The following is a 22,460-nucleotide window of genomic DNA, read 5'->3' as shown; positions in this document are numbered from 1 at the left end:
CTCAGCTGCGCCTGGGCGCGCCTGCGCCGAGCGAGACGAGATCGAGCCGGAACACCGATCCGCGCGGATGCAGCTGGTATCCTTCCACATAGGCGCGCTGCGCCGCCAGGATGTCGAAGAAGACCGGAATGACCGACGGCACCTCCTCGCTCATCATCGTCTGGGCCCGCGCATAGAGCGCGGCGCGATTGGCATCGTCGGTCTCGCTACGCGCCGCATTGACGATCTCGTCGAAGCGCGCATTGTTCCAGCGTGTCTCGTTCCAGGCGGCATCCGAGGTGTAGAGCAGCTTGAAGATCGCGTCGGCGGTCGATTGCATGTTGTAGAATCCGACGTAGAAATTGCCCTTCTTCCAGACCTGGTCGAGATAGGTCGCGTGCGGCATCGTCTGAACGTTGATGCGGAAGCCGGCCGGTGCCGCCATCTCACGGATCGCAACGCCAAGCTGCGTGCGCGTGTCCGGTTTGTCGGATGCCACCATCGTCAGGTCGATGCCGGAGGGATAGCCGGCATCGGCGAGCAATTGCCTGGCTTTCGCGATGTCGGGCTTCTTCAGCTTGCTGTCCTGATAGAACCGGTAGGCGGGGCTCAGCGGCGTGTCGTTGCCGGGCGTGCCGTAGCCGCCGGCCACGAAGCCGGCCATGGCCTCGCGATCGATGGTCAGCGCCAGCGCCTGGCGCACGCGAACGTCGTTGAACGGCTTCTGATCGCAGCCCATGTTGACGTTCAGAAACTGCCCCGAGGGGACCCGCACCGCCTTGACGCCGCTGGCCTTGCCGAGCCGCTCATATTCGCCGGGCGTGGTCGACAACATGAGATCGATGTCGCCCGAAATCAGAGCCGATGCTTCGGCGGTGCGGTCGGGATAGACGAGAATCTCGACGCGATCGAGCAAAGGCCGCGCCGGATCGTAATACGCCGGGTTGCGCTCGACGACGATCTTGCGGTCCGGCTCATAGGACACGAGCTTGAACGGCCCTGAACCATTCGCCTTTGTGGCGAGGCTGGCGAGATCGGCAGCAACGACTTTCGCAGGCACGATGCGCGCATTGTTGTAGGCGAGCGCGACCGGAAAATCGGCAAAGGCAACCGACAACGTGAACCGCACGGTCGACGCATCGACGGCAGCGACATCCTTGATCGGGCCGACATTGGTGCGCGCCGGTGATGCGGTCTTCGGATCGAGGATCGCCTTGAAGGTCGCGACGACATCCTCCGCCGTCAGCGGCGAGCCGTCGTGGAAGCTGAGATTGGGCCGCAGCCTGAACGTCCACTCGGTGAGCCCCGCGCCGGCCTGCCACGACAAGGCGAGGTCCGGCTCGACCGACATGTCCGGCTTCAACCGGGTCAAGTTGGAATAGAGCAGCTCGGTGATGAGGTATTCCGGATTGACACGCGCGAGCAGCGGATGAATGACCGCCGCGCCCTGGTCGACCGAGATCCGCAACACGCCGCCGCGCTTCGGCGCCTCGGCCGAGAGAGAGACTTGCGGCAGAGCACCAAGCACGAGCGCGGAGCCGGCAAGGAAATGACGACGGGTCACGGACGGCATCAGGCGAAGTCCTTTTCAGGCGTGATGGCTTCGGGACAGAGTTCGGGACGGAACTCGGCTGCGAGATAGGCGAGCACCGATTTCGCCAATGCGACGATGTCGGCGAGCGTCGTGGATTCGCCCGGCGCATGAATGCGGCTATCGGGCCTGCCGAGGCCCGTGAGCAGCACCTCCTGCACGCCCGTGGCCTGCTGCACCCAGCCGAAATCGGAGCAGCCGGCCGCCCCCCAGCGAGCGAAGTCTTCCGCGGCATAGCCGAAACCGGCCGACAGCGCCTGCTGCCAGCGCGACCAATGCGGCCCGCCGGGATCGGATGTCGGCATCAGATGGCCGGTGAGGATGATCTCGACGTCGAGGGTGCCGGCCGCCTGCCGGACGGCCGCTTCGATCTCGCGGCGTGCAGCGGCGAAGTCCTCCTCGGGCGTGTATCGGCGGCACAGGAGAATCTCGACCAGCGAGGGGATCTGTCCGCCGCATTGGCCGCCATGAATGGCTGAGATGTCGAGGCTCGCGGCGAGCGGTCCAGCCGCCTGCGGCGGTGGCGGCAACGCCGACGTCCGCTGCGCGATGACCGGCTCGAGGGCCGCGAGCGCATTGAGGATCGGCAGCGCCGCCTCGATCGCGTTGGCGCCGGCGCGGCGCTGCTCGCCGGCATGCGCTGCCTTGCCGTGAACCCGCACCGTGAGCGTGAACAGGCCGAAGCAGCCGGCCCAGATCCGCGGCATGGCACTGCCGTTGAAATTCAGAATATGCCCTTCGAGACGGCCCTGCTCGGCAAGGTAACGCACGCCGGGATAAAGCCCTGCCTCCTCGTCCGTGCACAGCAGCAACATCGGATCATAGGCCAGCGGCAATCCAGTCTGCTGCGCGCCGCGGAGTGCGAGCAGCGCCGCCGCAATCGATCCCTTCATGTCGGCCGCGCCGAGTCCGATCAGACGGTCACCGTCGCGGCTCAGCTGCAGCGGATCGGTGGCCCAGCCGGGCGCCGCCGGTACCGTGTCCACATGGAAATAGAGCCCGAGCACCGGTCTGCCGGCGCGGCGCCGTGCGATCAGATTCGTCCGCGATCCGCGCGCCCCCGGTGCGCGCCATAGGTCCTCCGGAACGATCACGCGCTCGCTATCCAGTGCCAGCGGGGCAGCGAGCTGCTCCATCACGTCGGCAAATGCATCGTAGCCGGCCCCCGGAGGAAAGCTGGTGTCGACCGCCACCATCTTCCGCAGGTCCTCGACCGCCGTCTCGGCCATGGCGTCGATCGCGGCAAAAGCGCTGGCCAGGCTGCGCGCGCCCCGGTCCGCTGGAATGCCCTCAGAAATCATTTGCGGCCAGCTCTATCCTATATTCTATATAGAAATAAAATTCACAACGCGGCGTTTGTCAATTCCATGAAAAAGGCAGCTGTGGCCAGCAAAGCGGCAGACGGGGTGGGGGCGGGTCCAGGCGCGCTTCCGGTGCCGCTCTACGAGCATGTCAAGCGCCAGATCGCCGAGGCGATCCTGATCGGCGACATGCCGCCGGGGACGGTGCTGCCCGGCGAGGTCGCGCTCGCCAATCAATATGGCGTCGCCGTCGGCACCATCCGCCGCGCGCTGGCCGATCTCACCGCGGGCGGCATGCTGATGCGCCGGCGCAAGACCGGCACGGTGGTGACGGGCCGCGCGTCGCAGCATGGGCTCAGCTTCTTCTTCCAGTACTTCCGCCTGCTCGGCGCGGACGGCGGCCTGCTGCACTCGGAGGCCGAGGTGCTGTCGGTGACGACACGCGCCGCCGAGCCAGACGAAGCGGCGCTGTTCGCGATGGCCGAGCGCGGGCCGCTGCTGCATCTTCATCGCATCCGCCGCGTCGCTGGCGCGCCGGTGCTGCATTCGCGGATCTCGATTGTCGCGAGCCGCGTGGCGGGATTTCCGGCCGAGCCGAAGAAGGTCCCTGCCCTGATCTACCGCCATCTGCTCGAGGCCTATGGCATCCGGATCGCCGCGGTGCGCGAGAAGGTGACGGCGGAGGTCGCCACCAAGGAGGACCGCAAGCTGCTCGGCCTGCCCTCTCCGAGCGCCGTGCTGGTGATCGACGAGGAGGCCTACGACCAGACCGGCGCGCTGGCGATCCTCAGCCAGCACCGCGCCACGACGGCGCAACACTACTACTCGAACGAGATCCGCTGAGCACGTATCGCTTCAGCAGCCCCAGCGCAGCGCCGCGGTGTGCACCGGCGCGTCCCACAGTCCCAGCGACGCATCATCGAGCGCGGTCACGGTGAGCGAGCAGCCGGCCATGTCGAGCGAGGTGACGTAGGAGCCGACCAGCCCGCGCGCGATGGCGAGCCCGCGCCCTTCCAAGATGCGCCGCGCCGCATTGGCCATCACGTACAACTCCATCGCTGGCGTGGCCCCGAAGCCGTTGACCAGCAGCAGGCACGGAGTCCCGGGCTTCGCTGCAAGATCGGCCAGGATCGCGCCCATCATCTCCTCGGCGATGGCGTCCGCGGACGCCAGCTTGACCCGGCGCCTGCCGGGCTCGCCATGGATGCCGACCCCCATCTCCATCTCGTCCTCGCCGAGCGTGAAGGTCGGCTTGCCCGCGGCCGGCACCGTGCATGAGGTCAGCGCCACGCCCATCGAGCGGGTGCGCCTGTTGACGTCGTTACCAAGCGCCTTCAGCGCGTCGAGATCGCGGCCCTGCTCGGCCGCAGCACCCAGCATCTTCTCCACGATCAGCGTGCCGGCAACGCCGCGGCGGCCGGTCGAATAGGTCGAGGTCTCGACCGCGACGTCGTCGTCGGTAATGACGGTCGCGACCTTGCCCTCCATCATCTCCGCGGCCATCGCGAAATTCATCACGTCGCCTTCGTAGTTCTTGACGATGAACAGCGCGCCCGCACCGGTGTCCACGGACTGCGCGGCCGCGAGCATCTGGTCAGGCGTCGGCGAGGTGAAAACCTGGCCCGGACAGGCGGCATCGAGCATGCCCGGCCCGACGAAGCCGGCGTGGAGCGGCTCATGGCCGGAGCCGCCGCCGGAGATCAGCGCGACCTTGCCCGGTTTGAGGCTCTTGCGGCGAACGAACTTGCTGTCCTCGCCCAGCGTGACTATGTCGCCATGCACGGCGGCAAAACCCTGCAGGCTCTCGCTCAGCACGTCGGAAACGGCGTTGATCAGCTTCTTCATGGCTTCCCTCCCGGTTCGGCGTCGTCGTTGTTTTCGTTGGCTGAGATCAGCGCGGTGATGCCGCGCGCGACGCCGGTGATGATGCGGTCGGCATGGGCGTTGAGCGCGGGGTCGCCGAAGTCCGGCAGCTCGACCACGAGGCGCCGCATCGGCCGCTGCGCCTCGACCTCGTCCAGCCGGCCCGGATGGGCGGCGCGGTAGGCGGTCAGAAAAGCCTGCTGCTCATGCGGCGAGAAGTGACAGATGTGGAAGATGGTCTCGAGATGCTGCAGCGGGATCGGCGTCGCATAGGCCGGATTGACGATCTGCGAGATGAAGCTGCGATTCTTGCCGATCGCCTCCGCCAGCCGCTGCCGTGTACCGGAGGGACGGCTGTCGATGACCGCGCGCAGGATCGCCTTGTATTCGGCGAGCGGACTCGCGGCCCCCGATGCATCCTGGTCACTCATGCGCCCTCTTCCGCGGTCTTTTCCGTGCCCTTGGCGAGGTCAAGCTCGCGGATCGCCGCCTTCACCAGCGGCAGCAGGCCCGGCGCGACCGACAGCGCGCGCACACCGAGCTCAAGCAGCGCCGGCATGGCTCTGACATCACCGGCGGCGTCGCCGCAGATCGAGACGTCCACGCCCCGCGCGCGACCAGCGCGCACCACATGGGCAATCATCGCCAACACCCCGGGATGCAGCACGTCGGCATAGTCGGCGACCTCGGCGCCGTCACGCGAAGCAGCGGTCGCGTATTGGGTCAGGTCATTGGTGCCGATCGAGAAGAAGTCCGCAGCGAAGTCATGCGCTGCCAACGCAGCAGCCGGCACCTCGACCATCATCCCGAAGGCCGGCGCGGCGAACGCGACGTTGCCGGCGGCCAATTCGGCGAGCACGGCGCGGAGATGGCGACGCGCGACGTCCAGCTCCGCTGCATTGGTCACCATCGGCAGCATCACCTTGAGCGGTCCGAGCGCAGCGGCGCGGGCCAACGCGCGCAATTGAACGCGGAAGATCTCGGGGTGACGCAAGGACAGACGGAGGCCACGAAGGCCGAGAAACGGGTTGCTCTCGCCATCGATCGTGTAGCCCGGAATCGGCTTGTCGCCGCCGGCATCGAGCGTGCGGATCGTGACCGGCCGGCCTTCGGCCCATCGCACGAGCTCGGCATAGGCGCGATATTGCGCCTCTTCGTCGTGAAGCAGGTTGCCGGTGAGAAACTCGGTGCGTGCCAGACCGATGCCGTCGCAGGCCGCGGCCGGAAGCAGCGTCATGTCGGCAGGGCCGGAGATGTTGACGAGCACCGAGACGCGGGTGCCGTCGCGCGTCAGTGCCGGTTCGTGCTGGCGCGCGATCGCATCCGCCTTGCGGCGCGAGGCGGTCACATCCTCCGCCCGGGCGGCGGCGATACGCTGCGCACTGGGATCGGCAATGACGACACCGCGACCGCCATCGACCAGCAAATCCCCTGTCAGCTTGTCCCAATCGTGACCGAGCCCGACCACCATCGGCACGCCCCGGCCGCGCGCCAGCATCGCGACGTGACTGGTCGGGCTGCCCTCGCCGAGCGCGATGCCGCCGCCGCTGGTCCAGTCGATGGCGAGAAAAGCCGATGGCGCCAGATCATGCGCGACGACGATCGCCCCTTTCGGCACTTCGCCGTTCTGCGGCAGGCCAAACAAGTGCCGCAGCACGCGGTCCCGGATGTCGCCGAGGTCGCTGGCGCGAGCACGAAAATACTCGTCCTCAGCGGACTCGTATCCCGCGATCTCCTCCGCCATCGTCGCGCGCCAGGCCGCATCCGCAGCGACGCCGCCCTCGATCTGGACGTAAGCCGCTTCTGTCAGCGCATCGTCTTCGAGCAGTGCGAGCTGAAAGCCGATCAGCTCGGCCGCGTCTCCCTCGAGCCCGTCGATCAGCTCGGCCACGGCCTCACGTGCATGTGCGACCGCTGTGGCGAGCGCTTCATGCTCCTCGGCGATCGCCCCTTTGCTCCGGCTGGCGCCCTCCAGCGCATGCAGGATCGCGGCGGGCCCGATGGCCAACCCGTCCGACGCTCCACGCCCGAAAATGCGCCGCTCCATCGTCACTCCTCGTCGAACTTGCGGTCGACCAGATCGACAAGCGCCGCGATGGCCGCCTCGGCATCAGTTCCGTTGGCGCGCAGGAACAGCGTCTCACCCTTGGCCGCCTTGACGCGCATGATCTTCACCGGGCTCTTGGCGTCGGTCCAGGGCCCGTCGGCCGCGATCGCGACTTCGATGCTCGACGCAAAGCGCTTGGCGAGCTGGGTCAGCTTGACCGAGGGCCGCGCATGCAGCCCGACCTCGTTGGTCAGCAGCGCACGCGCCTTCGCTTCCTGCATGCCGATCTCTCCACCGTCAGCCATTATCGTTCCTGCTCATCCGCCCATCAGCTCTTCGGCGGTCGCGCGCACCGCATCGAGCGGCGAGCCGCCGGAAGCTTCCGTCGCCGCCATCACGGCGCCCTCGACCAGCGGCGCGTTGCAGATCACGATGCGCTCGCGCCGCTCCTCCGGCATCATCTCCACCGCCATCTCGCTGTTGGTCTCGGCGCCGCCGAGATCGACCAGGATCGCAACGCCCGACTCCGACCATGCCTTGTCGATCGCGCCCATGATGGCGCCGACATCGGTGCCGAGCCCGCCATCGGCATTGCCGCCGACCGCCGCGAGCGGCACGCTGTCGCCGACCATCTGCCGGACCATGTCGGCCGCGCCTTCCGCCACCTTGGCGGAATGCGACACGATGACGATGCCGACATTCTTCTGCTCACTCATGCCCAGGCCTCATTGAATACGCCGCAGATCGCCTGCACCAGCAGGCTGGACGAGCGCGCGCCGGGATCCATGTGCCCGATCGAGCGCTCGCCGAGAAACGAAGCACGGCCGCGGATCGCCAGCATCGGCACCGTCGCGTCGGCGGCCTCGGCGGCGATTGCGGGCAGCCGGGAACTGAGATCGTCGCCACCGGCCGCAAAAGCTGCCTGCACCGGGATCAAGACGTCGAGCATGGTCTTCTGACCGGCTTCCGACTTGCCACGCGCTCTGACGTCCGCGATGGCGCGACCGAGCGCCGCCGCCGCTTCGGCGGCAGAGGGCTCTGATGGCAGCGCCTTGCCAAGTCCCATCGCCAGCGTGCCATAGAGCGGACCGGACGCACCGCCGACCTTCATCACCAGCGCCATGCCGACCGCCTTCAACGCCTCGGGAAGAGGCTTGGCGGAGATATTGTCCACATCGGCGAGCACGGCCTCGAAGCCGCGCTTCATGTTGAGGCCGTGATCGCCGTCGCCGATCGCCGAGTCGAGCGCGGTCAGCTCCTCCGCATGGGCGATGATGGCATCGGCCATCGCCACGATCACCTTGCGCTTGAACGCCTGGTCCATTGTCTATCTCACCCGCTGGCCCGCCCGGTCGAACAGCAGCGGCCGGGTGAACTCGATAGCGACGGAGTCGCCGACTTTCAATTCCGTATCCGGCTCCACCAGGCTGACGATGGTCTGGTCCTGCAGCGTGATATGCAGATGATTCTGATCGCCGAGATGCTCGATCCATTTCACCCGTGCGTCGGCACGGCTCTCGGCGCGCCGGACCGTCATGTGCTCGGTGCGCGCGCCGATCGTCGCGACGTCGCCCGGCACCGCAAGATCCGGAAACAGCCCGCGCGGCAGTAGATTGATGCCGGGACTGCCGAGCCGGGTCGCCACATAGGTATTGGCCGGATCCTCATAGACCTCCCGCGGGCTGCCGACCTGCACCAGCCGGCCCTGCTCGATCACGCCGATACGGTTGGCGAGCGTCATCGCCTCGATCTGGTCGTGGGTGACGTAGAGCATGGTGGCGCCGAGATCCTGCTGGATACGCTTGAGCTCGATGCGCAGCTCGGAACGCAGCTTGGCGTCGAGCGAGGATAGCGGCTCGTCTAGCAACGCGATCGCAGGTCTGCGCACCAGCGCGCGGCCGATCGCCACGCGCTGCATCTGGCCGCCGGAGAGCTGAGTAGCGCGGTTGCCGAGCTTGTCCTCGATCCGGAGCATCGCCGCGACGTCACCGACGATGCGCCTGATCTCAGCCTCCGCAATCTTGCGCACCGGCGAGCGCAGTGGGAAAGCCAGATTGTCGTACACCGACAGATGCGGATAGAGAGAATATTGCTGGAACACGAACGTGACGTCACGCGCGGCCGGCGTCGCCTTCGTCTGGTCGACGCCGCCGATGGTGATGCTGCCGCGATCCGGCATCTCGAGGCCGGCCACGAGCCGCAATGTCGTGGTCTTGCCGGCACCGGTCGGCCCGAGCAGCACGACGAGCTCGCCGTCGCGGATGGTCAGCGACAAATCCCGTACCGCCGGCTTGGAACCGAACGACTTGCTGACGGCGTTGAGCCGCGTCTCAGCCATGATGGCGCCCTCCTCTCACCGGCTGCTCATACAGCGCCGTGCGGACCGCGCGGCCCGTGGCGGCGTCGAACAGCGACAGCCGGTCGGCGCGGAAGCTGAGCCCGACCGGCTCCGCACGCTGCACCCGGACCGCCGCGGGCGCGCGCGCCTTGACGATGCCATGAGACGTCGTGACGGTGATGATCTGGGTGGTGCCGAGATATTCGGCGCCGAACACCTCGCCGCGCAGCCCGCCTTCGGCGCTGAGCGCCACCTGCTCCGGCCGCACACCGAGGACCAACTCGTCGCTCCCGGCATCCTCGCGCAGCTCGGGCACGCCGATCTCGGCGCCGTCGATCCGCACGCAGTTCGTGCCGGCGCCAAGCCTGCCCGCGAAGCGGATGAAGTTCATCGCCGGCGAGCCGATGAAGTCCGCGACGAACATGGTGGCGGGACGGTCGTAGATCTCCTGGGGCGTTCCGAGCTGCTCCACGACGCCGCGATTCATCACCGCGATCGTGTCGGCCATCGACATCGCCTCGAGCTGGTCGTGAGTCACGAACACGGTGGTGGCCTTGAGCCGGTCGTGCAGGGCGCGCAGCTCGCCGCACATGATGTGACGGAACTCCGCATCGAGCGCGCCGAGCGGCTCATCCATCAAGAACGCTTTCGGCTCGCGGACGATGGCGCGGCCGAGCGCGACGCGCTGGCGATCGCCGCTCGACAACCCGCTCACCGGACGGTCGATCAGATGGTCGATGCGCAGGATGCGCGCGGCTTCCTCGACCCGCCGCCGGATCTCCCCCTTGGGCACCCCCATCGAGACCAGGGGAAAAGCGATGTTCCGGCGCACGTTCATGTGCGGGTAGAGCGCGAACAGCTGGAACACCATGGCGATGTCGCGCTCGCGCGCGCGGCGGAAGGTGACGTCCTCGCCGCCGAGCCTGATCGCCCCCGAGGTCGGCAGCTCCAGGCCTGCAATCATGCGCAGCGTCGTGGTCTTGCCGCAGCCGGACGGACCGAGCAGGCAGAAGAACTCGCCGTCGGCGATCGTGAAGCTTGTGCCGCGCACGGCGGCAAAGCCGCCGAACTCCTTGAACAGATTCTCGATCCGGATCTCGGCCATGGCGTCAGTCCGGAAACTTGGAGACGATGGTGAACATCACGACGCCGGCGAGCGTGGTGATGAAGGAATAGGTGTAGAGCACCAGTGCGAACGGCTGCAGCAGCATCAGCACGCCGGCCGCAATGAGGATCGTTGCCAGCGTCTCCATCGGGCCGCGCCGCAGCGCCCGTGGCCAGCGCGAGTGCGCCGCATCGGCCGGCTGATCTTGTGCCATCTCGGTCATTTGCGCACCGCTCCGAAGGTGATGCCGCGCAACAGATGTTTTCTCAGCAGCACCGTGAACACGACGATCGGGATCAGGAACAGCGTGGTGCCCGCCGCGACCGCCGGCCAATCCTGGCCGCCCTCGCCGATGATGATCGGGATGAAGGGCGGCGCGGTCTGCGCCGTGCCCGAGGTCAGAAGCACCGCGAAGGCATATTCGTTCCAGGCGAAGATCAGGCAGAAGATCGCGGTGGCGACGATGCCGGTGGTGGCCTGCGGCAACACGACCTTGAAGAAGGCTTGCAGGCGGGTGTAGCCGTCGACCATCGCCGCCTCCTCGTATTCGCGCGGGATCTCGTCCATGAATCCCTTGAGCAGCCAGACCGCGAGCGAGATGTTGACGGACGTATAGAGCAGGATCATGCCGAGCCGCGTGTCGGACAGGCCGAGCTCGCGATACATCAGATAGATCGGGATCGCGACCGCGATCGGCGGCATCATCCGGGTCGACAGGATGAAGAACAGCAGATCATCCTTCAACGGCACCTTGAAGCGCGAGAACGCGTAGGCCGCCAGCGTGCCGAGCACGACCGACAGCGCCGTCGAGCCGAACGCGATCACCAGCGAATTCACGTAGCGCGGGATGTAGTTCGATGGACCCGCGACCACCATGTTGCGGCCGCGCGAGATGCGGTCGCACAGACTGGCAGCCGGTGGCAGCTTGGCCATGTACTCCGGCGCCTGCCGGGTCCGGGTCGTGAACAGGTTGCAATAGCCCTCCAGGCTCGGCTCGGCGACGAGCTTCGGCGGATAGGCGATCGCGTCCGACGGCGACTTGAAGCCGGTCATGAAGATCCACAGCAGCGGCACCAGAGTGATCAGCGCATAGGCGATCACCACGGTTGCCGCGATCCGCTTGGTCAGCGGCGACGGATCGACGACGGAATGGGCGGTTGCGAGACCGGTCATCGGCTTTTCACCCGGTTGAGCGCCTTGACGTAGATGTTGGCGAGGCCGAACACGGTGACGAACAGGATGATGGCGAAAGCCGAGGAATAGCCGGTCCGCCACTTCTCGAAGGCTTCGCGCTTCAGGGTGATCGAGGCGACCTCGGTCGTCGAGCCTGGACCGCCGCCGGTCAGGAGGTTGACCATGTCGAACATCTTGAAGTTCTCGATGCCGCGGAACAGCACCGCCAGCATGATGAACGGCAGCGCCATCGGCAAAGTGATCGACCAGAACTGCCGCCACGGCGAGGCGCGATCGACCTCGGCCGCCTCATAGATGTAGTCGGGAATCGAGCGGAGACCTGCAAGGCAGATCAGCATCACGTAAGGCGTCCACATCCAGGTGTCGACGATGACGATCGCCCAGGGCGCGAGCGGCACTTGCGCCAGCATCTGGAAAGACGATGCGGGCGCGCCCGTCGCGGCGGAGATGACGTAGTTGAAGAGCCCGATCTGCGGCTGGTAGAGGAACGTCCAGAAGTTGCCGACCACAGCCGGCGACAGCATCATCGGCAGCAGGATCAAGGTGGTCCACAGGCCGTGGCCGCGGAACTTCTTGTCGATCAGCCAGGCTAGCGTAAAGCCCAGCAGGGTCTGGATCAGGATGGTCCAGAACACGAAGCGCGCGGTCACCGTCATCGCCGCCCAGACGTCCGGATCGGTCAGGATCGACTGGTAGTTGGCGAGTCCGATATCGAGCACGGTGGCGTTCGGACGGTTCGCGCGATAATTGGTGAAGGACAGCCGGATGGTCCAGATCAACGGGAAAATGTTGATCGCGAGCAGCAGCAGCATGGTCGGCATGATGAATAGCCAGGCGATGGCGCGCTCGGACAGGCCGCGCACGCGCCCCGCCACGGCGGGCGGCGTCACCAGGGCGGCGCGGTCGACGAGGCTGCTCAGTCCGGTTTGGTCGGTCATGCGAGGGGCTGCTTCACTGGCGGCTTCGGGCTGGCGGTGAGACTGGCTGGTCCGCCCGGCAAGCCGAAGCTCGCCGGAGGGATTGTCGTGGCGGATCTCGCTTGCGCGAGAGGTGCCGCCTCCATCACAGCTTGCCGTCCTCCTTGAACACCTTGGTCCAGTCGGCGATCAGCCCGTCGAGCGCGCCTTTCGCCGTACCCTGGTCGGCGACGACATAGTCGTGGACGCGCTTCTGCATCGCGAGCAGAAGCTGGGCGTAGGACGGCTCGGCCCAGAAGTCGACCACCTGGTCCATCGCCACCAGGAAGTCGGCGGCGAACGGCGCGGTGTTCTTGAAGTTGGGATCGTTGAGCACGCCCTTGTGGCAGCTGTAGCCGCCGAGCGCCCACCACTTCTTCTGGGTGTCGAGCGCGGCGAACCACTTGATATATTCCAGCGCTTCGGCGCGGTTAGGCGAATATGCCACCACCGAGATGCCCTGCCCGCCGAGCTGCGAGCCCTTCTCCTTCTGCGCGGGGTTGACGAAGAAGCCGATCTTGTCGCCGCCGACATTGGGATCCTTGTAAAGGCCCGGGAAGAAGGCGAACCAGTTCATCTGCAGCGCGACCTGGCCGGACTTGAAGGCATCGAGTCCTTCCTGCATGTAGCCGTTGGAATAGCCGGGCGGCGTGCAGCATTTGTACAGCGCCTTGTAGAACTCGAGGCCCTTCACCGCATCGTCCGAGTTGACGAAGCCCTGCATGTCATACGGCTTCTTCGGGTTCTGATACTTGAAGCCGAACGGATAGAGCGCGTTGGTGACGCCCATGGTGATGCCTTCCGAGCCACGCTCGGTGAAGATGGCCGCGCCATAAACGGTCTTGCCGTCGATCACCCGCTTCTGGAAGAACTCGGCAATGTCCTTCAGCTCTTCCTGCGTCTTCGGCACCTCGAGCTCGCGGCCGAATTTCTTCTTGAATTCCTCGCGAATCTCCGGCCGCGCGAACCAGTCCTTGCGATAGGTCCAGCCGTTGGCGTCGCCCATCGCCGGAAGCGCCCAGTAGTTCGGCGAGCCCTTCGGCCATTCGGCGTAGCCGGCGACGGTGGCCGGCATGAAATCAGAGATCTTGATGCCTTCCTTGTCGAAGAACTCGTTGAGCTTGACGTATTGGCCATTCTCGGCCGCGCCGCCGATCCATTGGGAATCGCCGATCATCAGGTCGCACAGCTTGCCCTTGGAATTGAGCTCGTTGAGCATGCGGTCGGCGAAGTTCGGCCACGGCACGAACTCGAACTTCATGTTGACGCCGGTCTTGGCGGTGAAGTCCTTGGACAGCTCGACCAGCGCATTGGCCGGATCCCAGGCGGCCCAGCACAAGGTAATCGTCTTTCCTTCGGCGCGTGCCGGCGCGGACGCGCCGAGCACGGTCGCGGCGGCGACCGTCGCCGCCAGTGCAAATGTCTGCAGCAACTTCATCTGGCACTCCCTCCCTGTTGGCGCCGTCCCCGCTTCGCGTGGGTGACGGCGATGCATGGCCCGCGGCGAGCGGCGCCGTCACAACGACAGCGCGAGCCGCAAGCGTTTCCCCTGGCCCTCGGATCATCCGTCCGAGTTAAGTATTTTGTTTAGTAGATTGCGAATGACTAAACATGTCAAGCGCGTTTTCGCGACGTTTGCAGCGCATCATGTTTAGCGACTGCGGTAAGCTGCTCGTCGTCCGGAGGTTTGCCGGGAATGGCGATGGCGCGGCTCTCCGGCGCCGCCGCCAGGACGCAGGCGCGGCCCAACTCCAGGCTGCATCCGCGTGATCAGCCCTTCGCCAACGTCACGCCGCAACTGACCCGGCCGTCAGCGATGAGGAAGCGTCCGGCAAGGCGAGCAACGGCGGCCGGCCAGTCCTCTCTCATGACACGCACCTCGAACGTGCCCGCCGCCCATGCGATCGCGAGCTCGACATCCTGGAAATCCAGGAAGCCGCGCGTGAGCGGATACTGGCATTTGTAGTAGGCTTCCTTGGCGCTGAAGATCACGATCGGCAGCATCGGCTGCAACGCGTCGGGCTGGCCACGAAGCCATTGCCGCTCGGCCGGCGTGAGCACAAGATCGCGCATCGACGGATCGAGCTCGCGCAGGTCCTCGACATCCAGTCCAAGCGACGGGACATCCCTGCTTCGGGCCACGGCCACGGCGCAATGATCGGCACAATGGGAGATGCTTCCCGCATAGCCCGGCGGCCACACCGGCGCGCGATCCGGCGTCGGGACGAGCGCGACCGGCGAAGCTCCCAGCGACGCCAGCGCCCTGCGCGCCAGGATCCGCGCGGTCGCGAACTCGGCCCGCCGCTTGGCGACCGCGGCCTGGATATGCGCGCGCTCTTCGGGAAACAGCTCATCCTCCGCCAGCGAGAGGCTGGACGCCGCCACCACGACCGGGCCTTCAAACAGCTTTGCAAGCACTCACATCACCAACTCTGCGCGCGCGTCTCTTTGCGGACCGGCCTCGACCGGCCGCCACCGTATACGACACGGCGACGTCGAAGCGAATTCCAACGATTCAACATGTCCCGCGATCTCGCGGCGCCACGCGCCAGAGCTTTGCATGGCGAGCGCACGCTGCCGCTCGGCGAGCTGCACCACCGACCACTGCGGATCGGCATCGACCAGCACTTGCGCCCGGCGAGGTGCCAATGCACCCGGCCTCCCCCCGGGAGCCCATGGTTGGATCAGGATCAGAACATAATGCGATGCACGTCGATTCTGCCATAACTCGCCGGCTTGTCCAACGCGCCCCTGCCGCTGTCCCCCGCACCATGCTTCTCCGCGCCGCTGACATGCGCGTCAGCGGCCAGCTTTCGCTTGACGGCGGCGTCCCGCAACGGGACTTATCCAGTCCCTCTGTCTGCCGAAGAAGTGCATTCCCATGGCCGCCGATCCGCTCTCGATCCTCAAGACCGTGTTCGGCTACGACAGTTTCCGCGGCCGGCAGCGTGACATCGTCGAGCACGTGATCGCCGGCCACAATGCCTTCGTGCTGATGCCGACCGGCGGCGGCAAGTCGCTGTGCTACCAGATCCCGGCGCTGGCGCGTCCCGGCCTCGGGCTGATCATCTCGCCGCTGATCGCGCTGATGGAGGACCAGGTCGCGGCGCTGCGGCAGGCCGGCGTGAAGGCCGCGGCGCTGAACTCGCGGCTCTGGGGCGCCGAGAAGGACCTGCTGTGGCAGGACATCGAACGCGGCCAGCTCGATCTCCTCTACATGGCACCCGAGACGCTGCTCAAGGCGGAGAACCTCGAGCGGCTCAAGACCGCACGGTTGTCGCTGATCGCGATCGACGAGGCGCATTGCGTCTCGCAATGGGGCCATGATTTCCGTCCCGAATACCGCGCCCTCGACTGCCTCGCCGGGCTGTTCCCGACCATCCCGCGCATCGCACTCACCGCCACGGCCGATGCGCCGACGCGCGCGGAGATCGTCGAGCATCTTTCGATCGGCGACGGCAACAGCTTCATCGCCGGCTTCGACCGGCCGAACATCCGCTATGGCGCAGCGGAGAAAACCAGCACGATGCAGCAGATGCTGGCCTTCCTGAAATCGCGCGAGGGCGAGAGCGGCATCGTCTATTGCCTGTCCAAGCGCAAGACCGAGGAAGTCGCCGCCTCGCTCAGCGATCACGGCTTCCCGGCGCTGCCCTATCATGCCGGCATGGAGATGAAGGCGCGGGAGAAGAACCAGCGCCGCTTCCAGCTCGAGCAGGGCCTGATCATGGTCGCCACGATCGCCTTCGGCATGGGCATCGACAAGCCCGACGTGCGGTTCGTTGTTCATGCCGATCTGCCCTCCAGCATCGAGGCCTACTACCAGGAGACCGGCCGCGCCGGGCGCGACGGACTGCCCTCCGAGACTCTGATGCTGTACGGGGCGGAGGACATCGCGCTGCGCCGCCGCTTCATCGATGAGTCCGACGCGCCCGATGCGCGCAAGCGCACCGAGCGCCGCAAGCTCGATGCGCTGCTCGGCTTCGCCGAGACCTGCCAGTGCCGCCGCCAGGTGCTGCTGCGCTATTTCGGCGACGATTGCGCGCCGTGCGGCAATTGCGACATCTGTCTTGACCCGCCGGAGACCTTCGACGGCACCATCGCCGCGCAGAAGCTGCTGTCCTGCATCCACCGCACCGGCGAGCGCTTCGGCCAGGCCCACGTCATCGCGGTGTTGCTCGGCGAGACCGACGAGCGCATCGAACGGCTCGGCCACGACAAGCTCTCGACCTTCGGCATCGGCAAGGAGCACGACCGCAACGCCTGGCGCTCGATCGTCCGCCAGCTCGTCGCGCATGGTCTGATCAGCGTCGACGTCGCCGGCCATGGCGGCCTGTCGATCTCGCCCGAGGGTCGCCAGTTCCTGCGCGACAAGCCGCAGCTCAGCCTGCGCGTGCTGAAGAAGTCGCGGCGCGACCGCAAATCCCGGGAGCGGCAGACCACGGCGGCATTTCCCGACCTCGACCGCGACCTGTTTGAGAAGCTGCGCGTACGCCGGATGGAGCTCGCCAAGGCGCAGAACGTCCCGCCCTATGTCATCTTCCACGACAAGACGCTGGCCGAAATGGCGGCCCGCCATCCGCGCTCCGTCGCGGAGCTTGCGAGCATCCCCGGTGCCGGCACGGTCAAGCTCGCGCGCTACGGCGAGGCCTTCGTGGCGGTGATCAATGCGCATGATGCGGGCGCCTGAGCCGGCCATCGTCCAGCAGCACCGCGGCTCCTTCGCTCGACGATCAGACGGCACACATGGCTCACACATGGCCTCGCGATCCCGCCGCTGATGACGCCCGGGTTATGCAACTGAAGTCCCCTTCTCCTCGAAGAAGAGGCGCAGGGAAGACCGGGTATCGACTGATACCCGCGGTCCGCGTGCAGCAAAAAGCACGCGGCAGAACCACAGGTTCAGCCCAATATCCGGCCTTCCCTGCGCGACGGTTTGACGACTTATAGGCGCTCTCCCCGGGGATCGGCTGTCTTGCCCCCGTCGCCGGCGGATCATCATCACCGCCGGTTTGGCATCAGCACCGCGATGCCAGGACCACACCACTTCGCCGTCGCATCGCTCCGTTCGTCGGCGCGGGCTTTGACACCCGGCTGCGGAGCAACGCGCCCGTCGCCTCCCCGGCTCGACGCTCGTGACGATCGCGAAACGTCCCTCTTCAGCGAGCCGGGATAACAGGAAATGTGGATGTGATTTGCCCGACGGTGCAAGTGATGAGTTTGCGACAAACTGGCACGACGGGCAGTTGGCGCATACGCGCCATGCACAGATTGCCCGTCGTGCAGCTCGGGATGGCGCGAGTTCGTCGGGTCACAGCAGCCGGTCCCATCGACGCCTTCAAACGTCTTCAGTGATTGGAATGCACCGTCACAGTGATGAGCTTGGCTCCGGCACCGAGCTGCCGGGTCGGCAAAGCACGAGCCATTCTACTTCTCCGCGTGCCCGGCGGCACTGGTCCGACCGCATGGAAGTTCGGGCGGGGCCGGAAGATCGATGCTGCCAATCAGGTCCGAGCGCAACGTTTCAGCGGCGGCCGTCGCCGCCATGGTCTGTCGCAAGGTGCTGACGTTCGATCCGAGCGAAACGATGCCGCCGAGCACCGCGGCAATCGTCCCGAGGACGACGACCGCATTGGACCCCAGCAGGCCCAGCACCGCCCCGAGCAGCAACGCGGCGCAGCCGGATATCACGATCTTCGAGGCCATGATGATCTTTCGACACCGCTCGGCCGCGTCGGCCAGCTGTTCGATCCGCGCCTCGATGAGGGAGATTGATCGCTCGGGTCGTCCTCATCCATCAGACCAACTGTTCTCCTAATTCCGTCCCCGCCCACCAACGTACGGCCATTGGTTGGACAATCCAAGAGATGGTTTGCGGCCGTGAGGCATCGACCTTGATGAAGCTCGCGATCATCTGAGATATTACAGGCCTTGGATCACACCAACGCATGGCATCTGGCTTTGTTACGGCGCGACCAAGCCGAGGAGCCTCTCGAAACTAGGCCGGCACGGGAACCCCGGCTTTCTTCTCCAGCGCGGCCACCCGGTCGCGAAGGCTGCGGATCTCCGCGACCAGGTCAAGGACGTCCGGCGCGGGTTGATGCCCCATCATCCCGACATGGCTCGTTGTCACACGAATGGTCGACGAGCTGATCTCCATGCTGGTGCGGGAGCTCGCAACTGATAGACCCGGTTGCAATGCGGGCGGTGCGGGGACTGCGATCGTAACGCCACCCGCGACAATTCCGTCTGGAGCGGTAACGGTTTTCTCGAACCGCGCGGCGCCTTTAACGGTCACATCTTCGAGTTTCGCTGCACCGTAAATCGAAACGCCCCCGGCGTAATGCTTGCCATCGTTGAGAACAAGTTCGTCAGCCTGGGAGTGAGAGAGCGCCGCGCGCGCCGCCGGAGGCACTTTCGGGCTCTGGAGCTGCACGGTCTCGACGTTGCATGCCATTATCGCTCGCCCCAACCAAGCCGGGGCTAGCAAGAGACGTCCCGCGTGGGCCTCCGCGCCGTCAAACTCGATTCTGAGCATGCCGGGATAGCCCTGCGCGTCGACGGGAACCCTGACATTGCCGCTCTGCAGCACAGTCGTTGATCCTTCCAGGATGACCGACGTGTCGGTGAGTTTGATGTCGCTCGTCATGTTCGCCGCCTCCCGCTGAAGATGTAACTTAAAATATCGTCAACTCGGCCGCCGCAGTTTGATTCACGTCAACGCTCCATCGGCTGGCGCCTGCGACCGTTAACTACGAAGTAGGATGTTCTGGCGCGCGCCAGGCCGCGCTCAGAACATGGGAACTGGCGGGGTCTTGAAATGCCCAATGATCTGCACACCGTCCTGAGCGGCATTCACGGATTGAAGGTCGACGCAGTCGAGAGGTCGGTTCCGGCCTGCGCGGACCATGCCTTCGCCTGGGCAGGCAAGCTGCTCCCCACGCCCCACGTTCGAGCCCGCGCCGATTTCAGCTCGGCTCATCAGCGGGCTTGGCTCGAGGCCATGAGCAATCTAAGTGCATGGAAGACGCGGCAGATCGATCTGAACCTGCCGGCATCGGGGAAGCTGCTGATTGTCGGATGGTACTTCCCGGAGCTCGCGAGCCTGCTCGGCACTGCGGAAAAAAAGCATGTGGTCGTTCTGGTATCGAATGATGCTCCCTGGCTCTCCGAGTTGAAGGACGCAGGCACCACACTGAACTTCCGGGCCGAAGGCGGTGCGGCGGCGCTCGCCGCGTACATGCGCGAAGGCCGCAACGTGTTCGCGATGATGGACAATATTCATCCGGGCACCGAGTTCATCCGCAGCCCATTCTTCGGGCGCCCCACCAAGACTCCGGCCGCCATTCTGAGGCTTGCGATCCGCAACGGCTACACGCTGGCGCTGATAGCGCCCAGGGACAGCCGCGTGGAAGTGGTGGCGACACTGCCCACCGCCGGCAAGCAGCCGGAGGATCTCGCTGCCTGGGTGAACCAGAAGATCGAGCAGGAAGTCAGACGGGCGCCGGAACGCTGGCTGTCGTGGCCGACGCTCGCCTATCGCTTCCAGGCAAGCTGATTCACCAGTCAGGAGGACGCGCGCATGCCCACCACGTCGTTCAATCAGCTCGCGCAGCAGGCCGACGCACTTTACCCGCCGCAGTCGATGCACAGCCTGTTGTCCAGGCTGCGCTACCCCGGAGCGGCACCGGGAACGACCCTGCCGACGGCTTCGTTCGCCGAGGCGGCTTGGCGCCTCTCAGGCCCCTCCACGACACGAATTTCATTCCTCCACTACAACATCTGGTGCCTGCGCGCGAAGATCGGGCTGAAGGAGATCGTCGCCGCTGCCGGAGGGGTGGGCCACTTCGCGGCTTGTCTTGGGGTCTCATCGGCTGAGTTCATCGGCAAGGCACTGGAGATGATCGGGGCCGACATCGGAGATGTCTGCGACCGCATCTTCCCGCCGATCGTGGAAGTCTGCGGCGTTTCCGCCAACCCGCTGAACGATGCCTGCAAGCTGGTGGGCAACGGCCTCTCGCTCGGCGGATACATCATCGAAAATCTCAGTTCCGACCTCGACTGGCTGATAAGCCTCTTCTCGATCCCCGAGGAGGTCGTATTCGAGGTGCTGATGCAGTTGGTCGCGCCGGTGCTTGGCGTGTTCGAAGTGAGTGTCATGGAGAAGCCGGTCATCCCCGAGCGCGCCGACGAAATCGGCCGGAGGGTGTTCGCCTACGACCTCGTATCGCTGGTCGAGGCTTGGGACCAGGATACGCGGGATACGATCCTGGCACATGGCACCGCGCAGCATGTCGACGGACCGACCGGCTCCCTCGCCTACAAGCAACTGCAGAGCGGGATCCTCGTCCTCAGCCCAACGCGGACGATCGAGAATGGCGGCGGGCATGTCTATGCCGCGGACGGCGTGTCGCGAGTGATGCCCGGCGGATGCGAGATGGGCTACATGTTCGATTCTGACAAATGGGCGAACAAAGGGGTGCAACTCACGCGTATCCCGGTCGGCTTCGGTGCGATCGAGCTCTATTCGACGCATGTTTATGCCGGCGATGGCGGCCTTCTGCCGCCCGGCCCAACTGACGCGGAGAAGATCGACGTCAGGCGCACGCAGATTGATGAGTTGATTGCCTTCATCAAGGCGACGCACCTTCCATCCAACGTGGCCATTGTCGCCGGAGATTTCAACATCGGTGCTGATACCGACGAATACCACAACCTGGTCGCGGCGATGGAGCAGGCCGGCTTCTATGACCTGTGGAGCGTCCCGTACGATACGATGAAAAGCGACGGTTTGACCGACCGTCACGGCGAGGGCGACGAGCCGATCTACAACGACTTCAATACCAACTGTAAGGTCTATCGCGCCAGCGAGGCATATCGGCAAGCCTACGATCCGGCCGTTGCCACGCCGACGATGTCGGATGATGTCGATTACTACTGCGACGACATGCAGCCAGACGACGCGAATCCCACCGGATCGAGGATCGACTACCTGTTCATGGAACGTGCGACTGCATTTCACGGCTTCAATCTCGACGTCTCACGTGTGCGCCGGCGTGCTTTCAAGTCACGCATTCGCTGGGTCGTCACCCCCGGCCCGCAGGACTACCTTTCGAACCACATCGGACTGGAGGCGACTTTGTTCGCCAGCCCAAGGCACTAGAGCTCCGGGCGTTCAAGAAGCGCGGCAGAGGCTCGGAGTCACAGAATGGGTCACTCATCGTCGACAATGCCGACTTGGCCGTCTGCGCAGCGCTTGTCGGCGGGGATGCCAAGTTGAGGCGTCTTGGCACTCGACCTGGTAAACGGTAGGCCATTAGCATCACCAACCTCTCGCCGACCGCTGAGCATAAGGGTTCGGCCAGCTTCATGTTCATGCGCGCCGGCAGGCCGCCGACCTTGTGTTACGACTTGATCGTCACCGACAGGCCGCCGGTGAAGAAGACGCTCTCGATCACGTCGAGATAGGGCCGCAGATCACCTTGCGACTGCCCACTTGGTGCGGGACATCGCACGACCGCGTGTTGTACGTTTCAAACAGCAGGCAAGGCTGAGCCATCTCGCGGCGGCATCCGCCCGAGTTGTCATCTTGAGTGAACCTCTTCCTCCGAAGAAGAGGCGCAGGGAAGATCGGGTATCAGCTGATACCCGCGGTCCGCGTGCAGCAAAAAGCACGCGGCAGAACCAAGGGTTCAGCCCAATATCCGGCCTTCCCTGCGCGACGGTTTGACGACTTATAGGCGCTCTCCCCGGGGATCGGCTGTCTTGCCCCCGTCGCCGGCGGATCATCATCACCGCCGGCTTGGCATCAGCACCGCGATGCCTGGACCACACCACTTCGCCGTCGCATCGCTCCGTTCGTCGGCGCGGGCTGTGACACCCGGCTGCGGAGCAACGCGCCCATCGCATCTTCCGGCTCGACGCTCGTGACGATCGCGAAACGTCCCTCTTCAGCGAGCCGGGATAACAGGAAATGTGGAGGTGATTTGCCCGACGGTGCAAGTGATGAGTCCGCGACAAACTGGCACGACGGGCAGTTCAGGCATGAGAGGCATGCACGGATTGCCCGTCGCGCAGGGATGGCCGTGG

At 65.5% G+C, this 22,460-nt stretch carries 20 protein-coding genes and 1 pseudogene; 4 read left to right on the top strand and 17 right to left on the bottom strand.

Annotation, left to right across the window (positions count from 1 at the left end; translation table 11 throughout):
* Position 1: 1 nt before the first annotated feature.
* Together QW887_RS01550 and QW887_RS01545 are read right to left on the bottom strand one after the other, a co-directional pair.
* On the bottom strand, positions 2 to 1,552 hold the full coding sequence (locus QW887_RS01550) for an ABC transporter substrate-binding protein (RefSeq protein WP_315712551.1): 1,551 nt from the start codon (positions 1,550 to 1,552) through the stop codon (positions 2 to 4).
* On the bottom strand, positions 1,552 to 2,871 hold the full coding sequence (locus tag QW887_RS01545) for a M20 family metallopeptidase (protein ID WP_316173882.1): 1,320 nt from the start codon (positions 2,869 to 2,871) through the stop codon (positions 1,552 to 1,554). Before QW887_RS01545 ends, QW887_RS01550 begins: the two co-directional genes overlap by 1 nt.
* Before the next feature lie 66 nt (positions 2,872 to 2,937).
* Between QW887_RS01545 and QW887_RS01540 the strand changes: the two genes are divergently transcribed.
* Positions 2,938 to 3,714 (top strand): GntR family transcriptional regulator, encoded by a 777-nt coding sequence (locus QW887_RS01540; protein ID WP_316194093.1) that lies wholly within the window; start codon positions 2,938 to 2,940, stop codon positions 3,712 to 3,714.
* Positions 3,715 to 3,726: 12 nt separating this feature from the next.
* Here the strand turns inward: QW887_RS01540 and dhaK are convergent, their stop codons facing one another.
* The 13 genes from dhaK to QW887_RS01475 form a co-directional block, all read right to left on the bottom strand.
* The gene (gene dhaK, locus QW887_RS01535; RefSeq protein WP_315712556.1) at positions 3,727 to 4,716 is read right to left on the bottom strand and encodes a dihydroxyacetone kinase subunit DhaK; all 990 of its coding nucleotides are present in this window, start codon (positions 4,714 to 4,716) and stop codon (positions 3,727 to 3,729) included.
* Positions 4,713 to 5,165 carry a hypothetical protein gene (locus QW887_RS01530; protein ID WP_315712557.1) on the bottom strand — a complete coding sequence of 151 codons (453 nt, stop codon included), beginning with the start codon at positions 5,163 to 5,165 and terminating at the stop codon, positions 4,713 to 4,715. The genes dhaK and QW887_RS01530 overlap by 4 nt, the downstream gene beginning before the upstream one ends.
* Positions 5,162 to 6,781, bottom strand: coding sequence for a phosphoenolpyruvate--protein phosphotransferase (ptsP, locus tag QW887_RS01525; RefSeq protein ID WP_316194092.1), 1,620 nt, complete (start codon positions 6,779 to 6,781; stop codon positions 5,162 to 5,164). The genes QW887_RS01530 and ptsP overlap by 4 nt, the downstream gene beginning before the upstream one ends.
* Positions 6,782 to 6,783: 2 nt before the next feature.
* Complete coding sequence (locus tag QW887_RS01520; protein WP_316194091.1) at positions 6,784 to 7,086, bottom strand: HPr family phosphocarrier protein; 303 nt, start codon at positions 7,084 to 7,086, stop codon at positions 6,784 to 6,786.
* Positions 7,087 to 7,098: 12 nt separating this feature from the next.
* A complete protein-coding gene (gene dhaM, locus QW887_RS01515) occupies positions 7,099 to 7,497 on the bottom strand; it encodes a dihydroxyacetone kinase phosphoryl donor subunit DhaM (protein ID WP_284416623.1) in 399 nt (132 codons plus the stop codon).
* Positions 7,494 to 8,105, bottom strand: coding sequence for a dihydroxyacetone kinase subunit DhaL (dhaL, locus tag QW887_RS01510; RefSeq protein WP_316194090.1), 612 nt, complete (start codon positions 8,103 to 8,105; stop codon positions 7,494 to 7,496). Before dhaL ends, dhaM begins: the two co-directional genes overlap by 4 nt.
* A 3-nt stretch (positions 8,106 to 8,108) precedes the next feature.
* On the bottom strand, positions 8,109 to 9,119 hold the full coding sequence (locus QW887_RS01505) for an ABC transporter ATP-binding protein (protein ID WP_315749851.1): 1,011 nt from the start codon (positions 9,117 to 9,119) through the stop codon (positions 8,109 to 8,111).
* Complete coding sequence (locus tag QW887_RS01500; RefSeq protein ID WP_315712564.1) at positions 9,112 to 10,224, bottom strand: ABC transporter ATP-binding protein; 1,113 nt, start codon at positions 10,222 to 10,224, stop codon at positions 9,112 to 9,114. The genes QW887_RS01505 and QW887_RS01500 overlap by 8 nt, the downstream gene beginning before the upstream one ends.
* A 4-nt stretch (positions 10,225 to 10,228) precedes the next feature.
* Positions 10,229 to 10,447 carry a hypothetical protein gene (locus QW887_RS01495; RefSeq protein ID WP_315749850.1) on the bottom strand — a complete coding sequence of 73 codons (219 nt, stop codon included), beginning with the start codon at positions 10,445 to 10,447 and terminating at the stop codon, positions 10,229 to 10,231.
* A complete protein-coding gene (locus QW887_RS01490) occupies positions 10,444 to 11,397 on the bottom strand; it encodes a carbohydrate ABC transporter permease (RefSeq protein ID WP_315712568.1) in 954 nt (317 codons plus the stop codon). The genes QW887_RS01495 and QW887_RS01490 overlap by 4 nt, the downstream gene beginning before the upstream one ends.
* Entirely contained in the window at positions 11,394 to 12,356 is a 963-nt protein-coding gene (locus QW887_RS01485) for a sugar ABC transporter permease (protein WP_315712570.1), read from the bottom strand. The genes QW887_RS01490 and QW887_RS01485 overlap by 4 nt, the downstream gene beginning before the upstream one ends.
* A gap of 124 nt (positions 12,357 to 12,480) precedes the next feature.
* Positions 12,481 to 13,812, bottom strand: coding sequence for an ABC transporter substrate-binding protein (locus tag QW887_RS01480; protein ID WP_315749849.1), 1,332 nt, complete (start codon positions 13,810 to 13,812; stop codon positions 12,481 to 12,483).
* Between the two features lie 332 nt (positions 13,813 to 14,144).
* The gene (locus tag QW887_RS01475; RefSeq protein ID WP_316194089.1) at positions 14,145 to 14,792 is read right to left on the bottom strand and encodes a 4'-phosphopantetheinyl transferase; all 648 of its coding nucleotides are present in this window, start codon (positions 14,790 to 14,792) and stop codon (positions 14,145 to 14,147) included.
* A 463-nt stretch (positions 14,793 to 15,255) separates the two neighbouring features.
* On the opposite strand from QW887_RS01475, the gene recQ reads away from it, so the two are divergent.
* Complete coding sequence (gene recQ / locus QW887_RS01470) at positions 15,256 to 17,061, top strand: DNA helicase RecQ (RefSeq protein WP_316194088.1); 1,806 nt, start codon at positions 15,256 to 15,258, stop codon at positions 17,059 to 17,061.
* Between the two features lie 737 nt (positions 17,062 to 17,798).
* Here the strand turns inward: recQ and QW887_RS01465 are convergent.
* Both QW887_RS01465 and QW887_RS01460 read right to left on the bottom strand, forming a co-directional pair.
* Positions 17,799 to 18,169 (bottom strand): annotated as a pseudogene (locus QW887_RS01465) (hypothetical protein).
* 200 nt (positions 18,170 to 18,369) lie between these two features.
* Complete coding sequence (locus QW887_RS01460) at positions 18,370 to 19,020, bottom strand: hypothetical protein (protein ID WP_316164644.1); 651 nt, start codon at positions 19,018 to 19,020, stop codon at positions 18,370 to 18,372.
* A 171-nt stretch (positions 19,021 to 19,191) separates the two neighbouring features.
* Here QW887_RS01460 and QW887_RS01455 point away from each other — a divergent pair, with 171 nt between their 5' ends.
* Together QW887_RS01455 and QW887_RS01450 are read left to right on the top strand one after the other, a co-directional pair.
* Positions 19,192 to 19,929, top strand: coding sequence for a hypothetical protein (locus QW887_RS01455; RefSeq protein ID WP_316194087.1), 738 nt, complete (start codon positions 19,192 to 19,194; stop codon positions 19,927 to 19,929).
* Positions 19,930 to 19,953: 24 nt separating this feature from the next.
* Entirely contained in the window at positions 19,954 to 21,534 is a 1,581-nt protein-coding gene (locus tag QW887_RS01450; protein WP_316164642.1) for an endonuclease/exonuclease/phosphatase family protein, read from the top strand.
* The last annotated feature ends 926 nt before the right edge of the window (positions 21,535 to 22,460 follow it).

This window comes from Bradyrhizobium sp. SZCCHNRI3052, assembly GCF_032484895.1.
In the GTDB taxonomy this organism is placed as follows: Bacteria; Pseudomonadota; Alphaproteobacteria; order Rhizobiales; family Xanthobacteraceae; genus Bradyrhizobium.
This window is presented reverse-complemented; position numbering and strand designations above follow the sequence as displayed.

Bases quoted from the DNA above. Each gene is read 5' to 3' on its own strand.
- QW887_RS01550 (WP_315712551.1), bottom strand. From the start codon at position 1,552: ATGCCGTCCGTGACCCGTCGTCATTTCCTTGCCGGCTCCGCGCTCGTG.
- QW887_RS01545 (WP_316173882.1), bottom strand. From the start codon at position 2,871: ATGATTTCTGAGGGCATTCCAGCGGACCGGGGCGCGCGCAGCCTGGCC.
- QW887_RS01540 (WP_316194093.1), top strand. From the start codon at position 2,938: ATGAAAAAGGCAGCTGTGGCCAGCAAAGCGGCAGACGGGGTGGGGGCG.
- dhaK (WP_315712556.1), bottom strand. From the start codon at position 4,716: ATGAAGAAGCTGATCAACGCCGTTTCCGACGTGCTGAGCGAGAGCCTG.
- QW887_RS01530 (WP_315712557.1), bottom strand. From the start codon at position 5,165: ATGAGTGACCAGGATGCATCGGGGGCCGCGAGTCCGCTCGCCGAATAC.
- ptsP (WP_316194092.1), bottom strand. From the start codon at position 6,781: ATGGAGCGGCGCATTTTCGGGCGTGGAGCGTCGGACGGGTTGGCCATC.
- QW887_RS01520 (WP_316194091.1), bottom strand. From the start codon at position 7,086: ATGGCTGACGGTGGAGAGATCGGCATGCAGGAAGCGAAGGCGCGTGCG.
- dhaM (WP_284416623.1), bottom strand. From the start codon at position 7,497: ATGAGTGAGCAGAAGAATGTCGGCATCGTCATCGTGTCGCATTCCGCC.
- dhaL (WP_316194090.1), bottom strand. From the start codon at position 8,105: ATGGACCAGGCGTTCAAGCGCAAGGTGATCGTGGCGATGGCCGATGCC.
- QW887_RS01505 (WP_315749851.1), bottom strand. From the start codon at position 9,119: ATGGCTGAGACGCGGCTCAACGCCGTCAGCAAGTCGTTCGGTTCCAAG.
- QW887_RS01500 (WP_315712564.1), bottom strand. From the start codon at position 10,224: ATGGCCGAGATCCGGATCGAGAATCTGTTCAAGGAGTTCGGCGGCTTT.
- QW887_RS01495 (WP_315749850.1), bottom strand. From the start codon at position 10,447: ATGACCGAGATGGCACAAGATCAGCCGGCCGATGCGGCGCACTCGCGC.
- QW887_RS01490 (WP_315712568.1), bottom strand. From the start codon at position 11,397: ATGACCGGTCTCGCAACCGCCCATTCCGTCGTCGATCCGTCGCCGCTG.
- QW887_RS01485 (WP_315712570.1), bottom strand. From the start codon at position 12,356: ATGACCGACCAAACCGGACTGAGCAGCCTCGTCGACCGCGCCGCCCTG.
- QW887_RS01480 (WP_315749849.1), bottom strand. From the start codon at position 13,812: ATGAAGTTGCTGCAGACATTTGCACTGGCGGCGACGGTCGCCGCCGCG.
- recQ (WP_316194088.1), top strand. From the start codon at position 15,256: ATGGCCGCCGATCCGCTCTCGATCCTCAAGACCGTGTTCGGCTACGAC.
- QW887_RS01460 (WP_316164644.1), bottom strand. From the start codon at position 19,020: ATGACGAGCGACATCAAACTCACCGACACGTCGGTCATCCTGGAAGGA.
- QW887_RS01455 (WP_316194087.1), top strand. From the start codon at position 19,192: ATGCCCAATGATCTGCACACCGTCCTGAGCGGCATTCACGGATTGAAG.
- QW887_RS01450 (WP_316164642.1), top strand. From the start codon at position 19,954: ATGCCCACCACGTCGTTCAATCAGCTCGCGCAGCAGGCCGACGCACTT.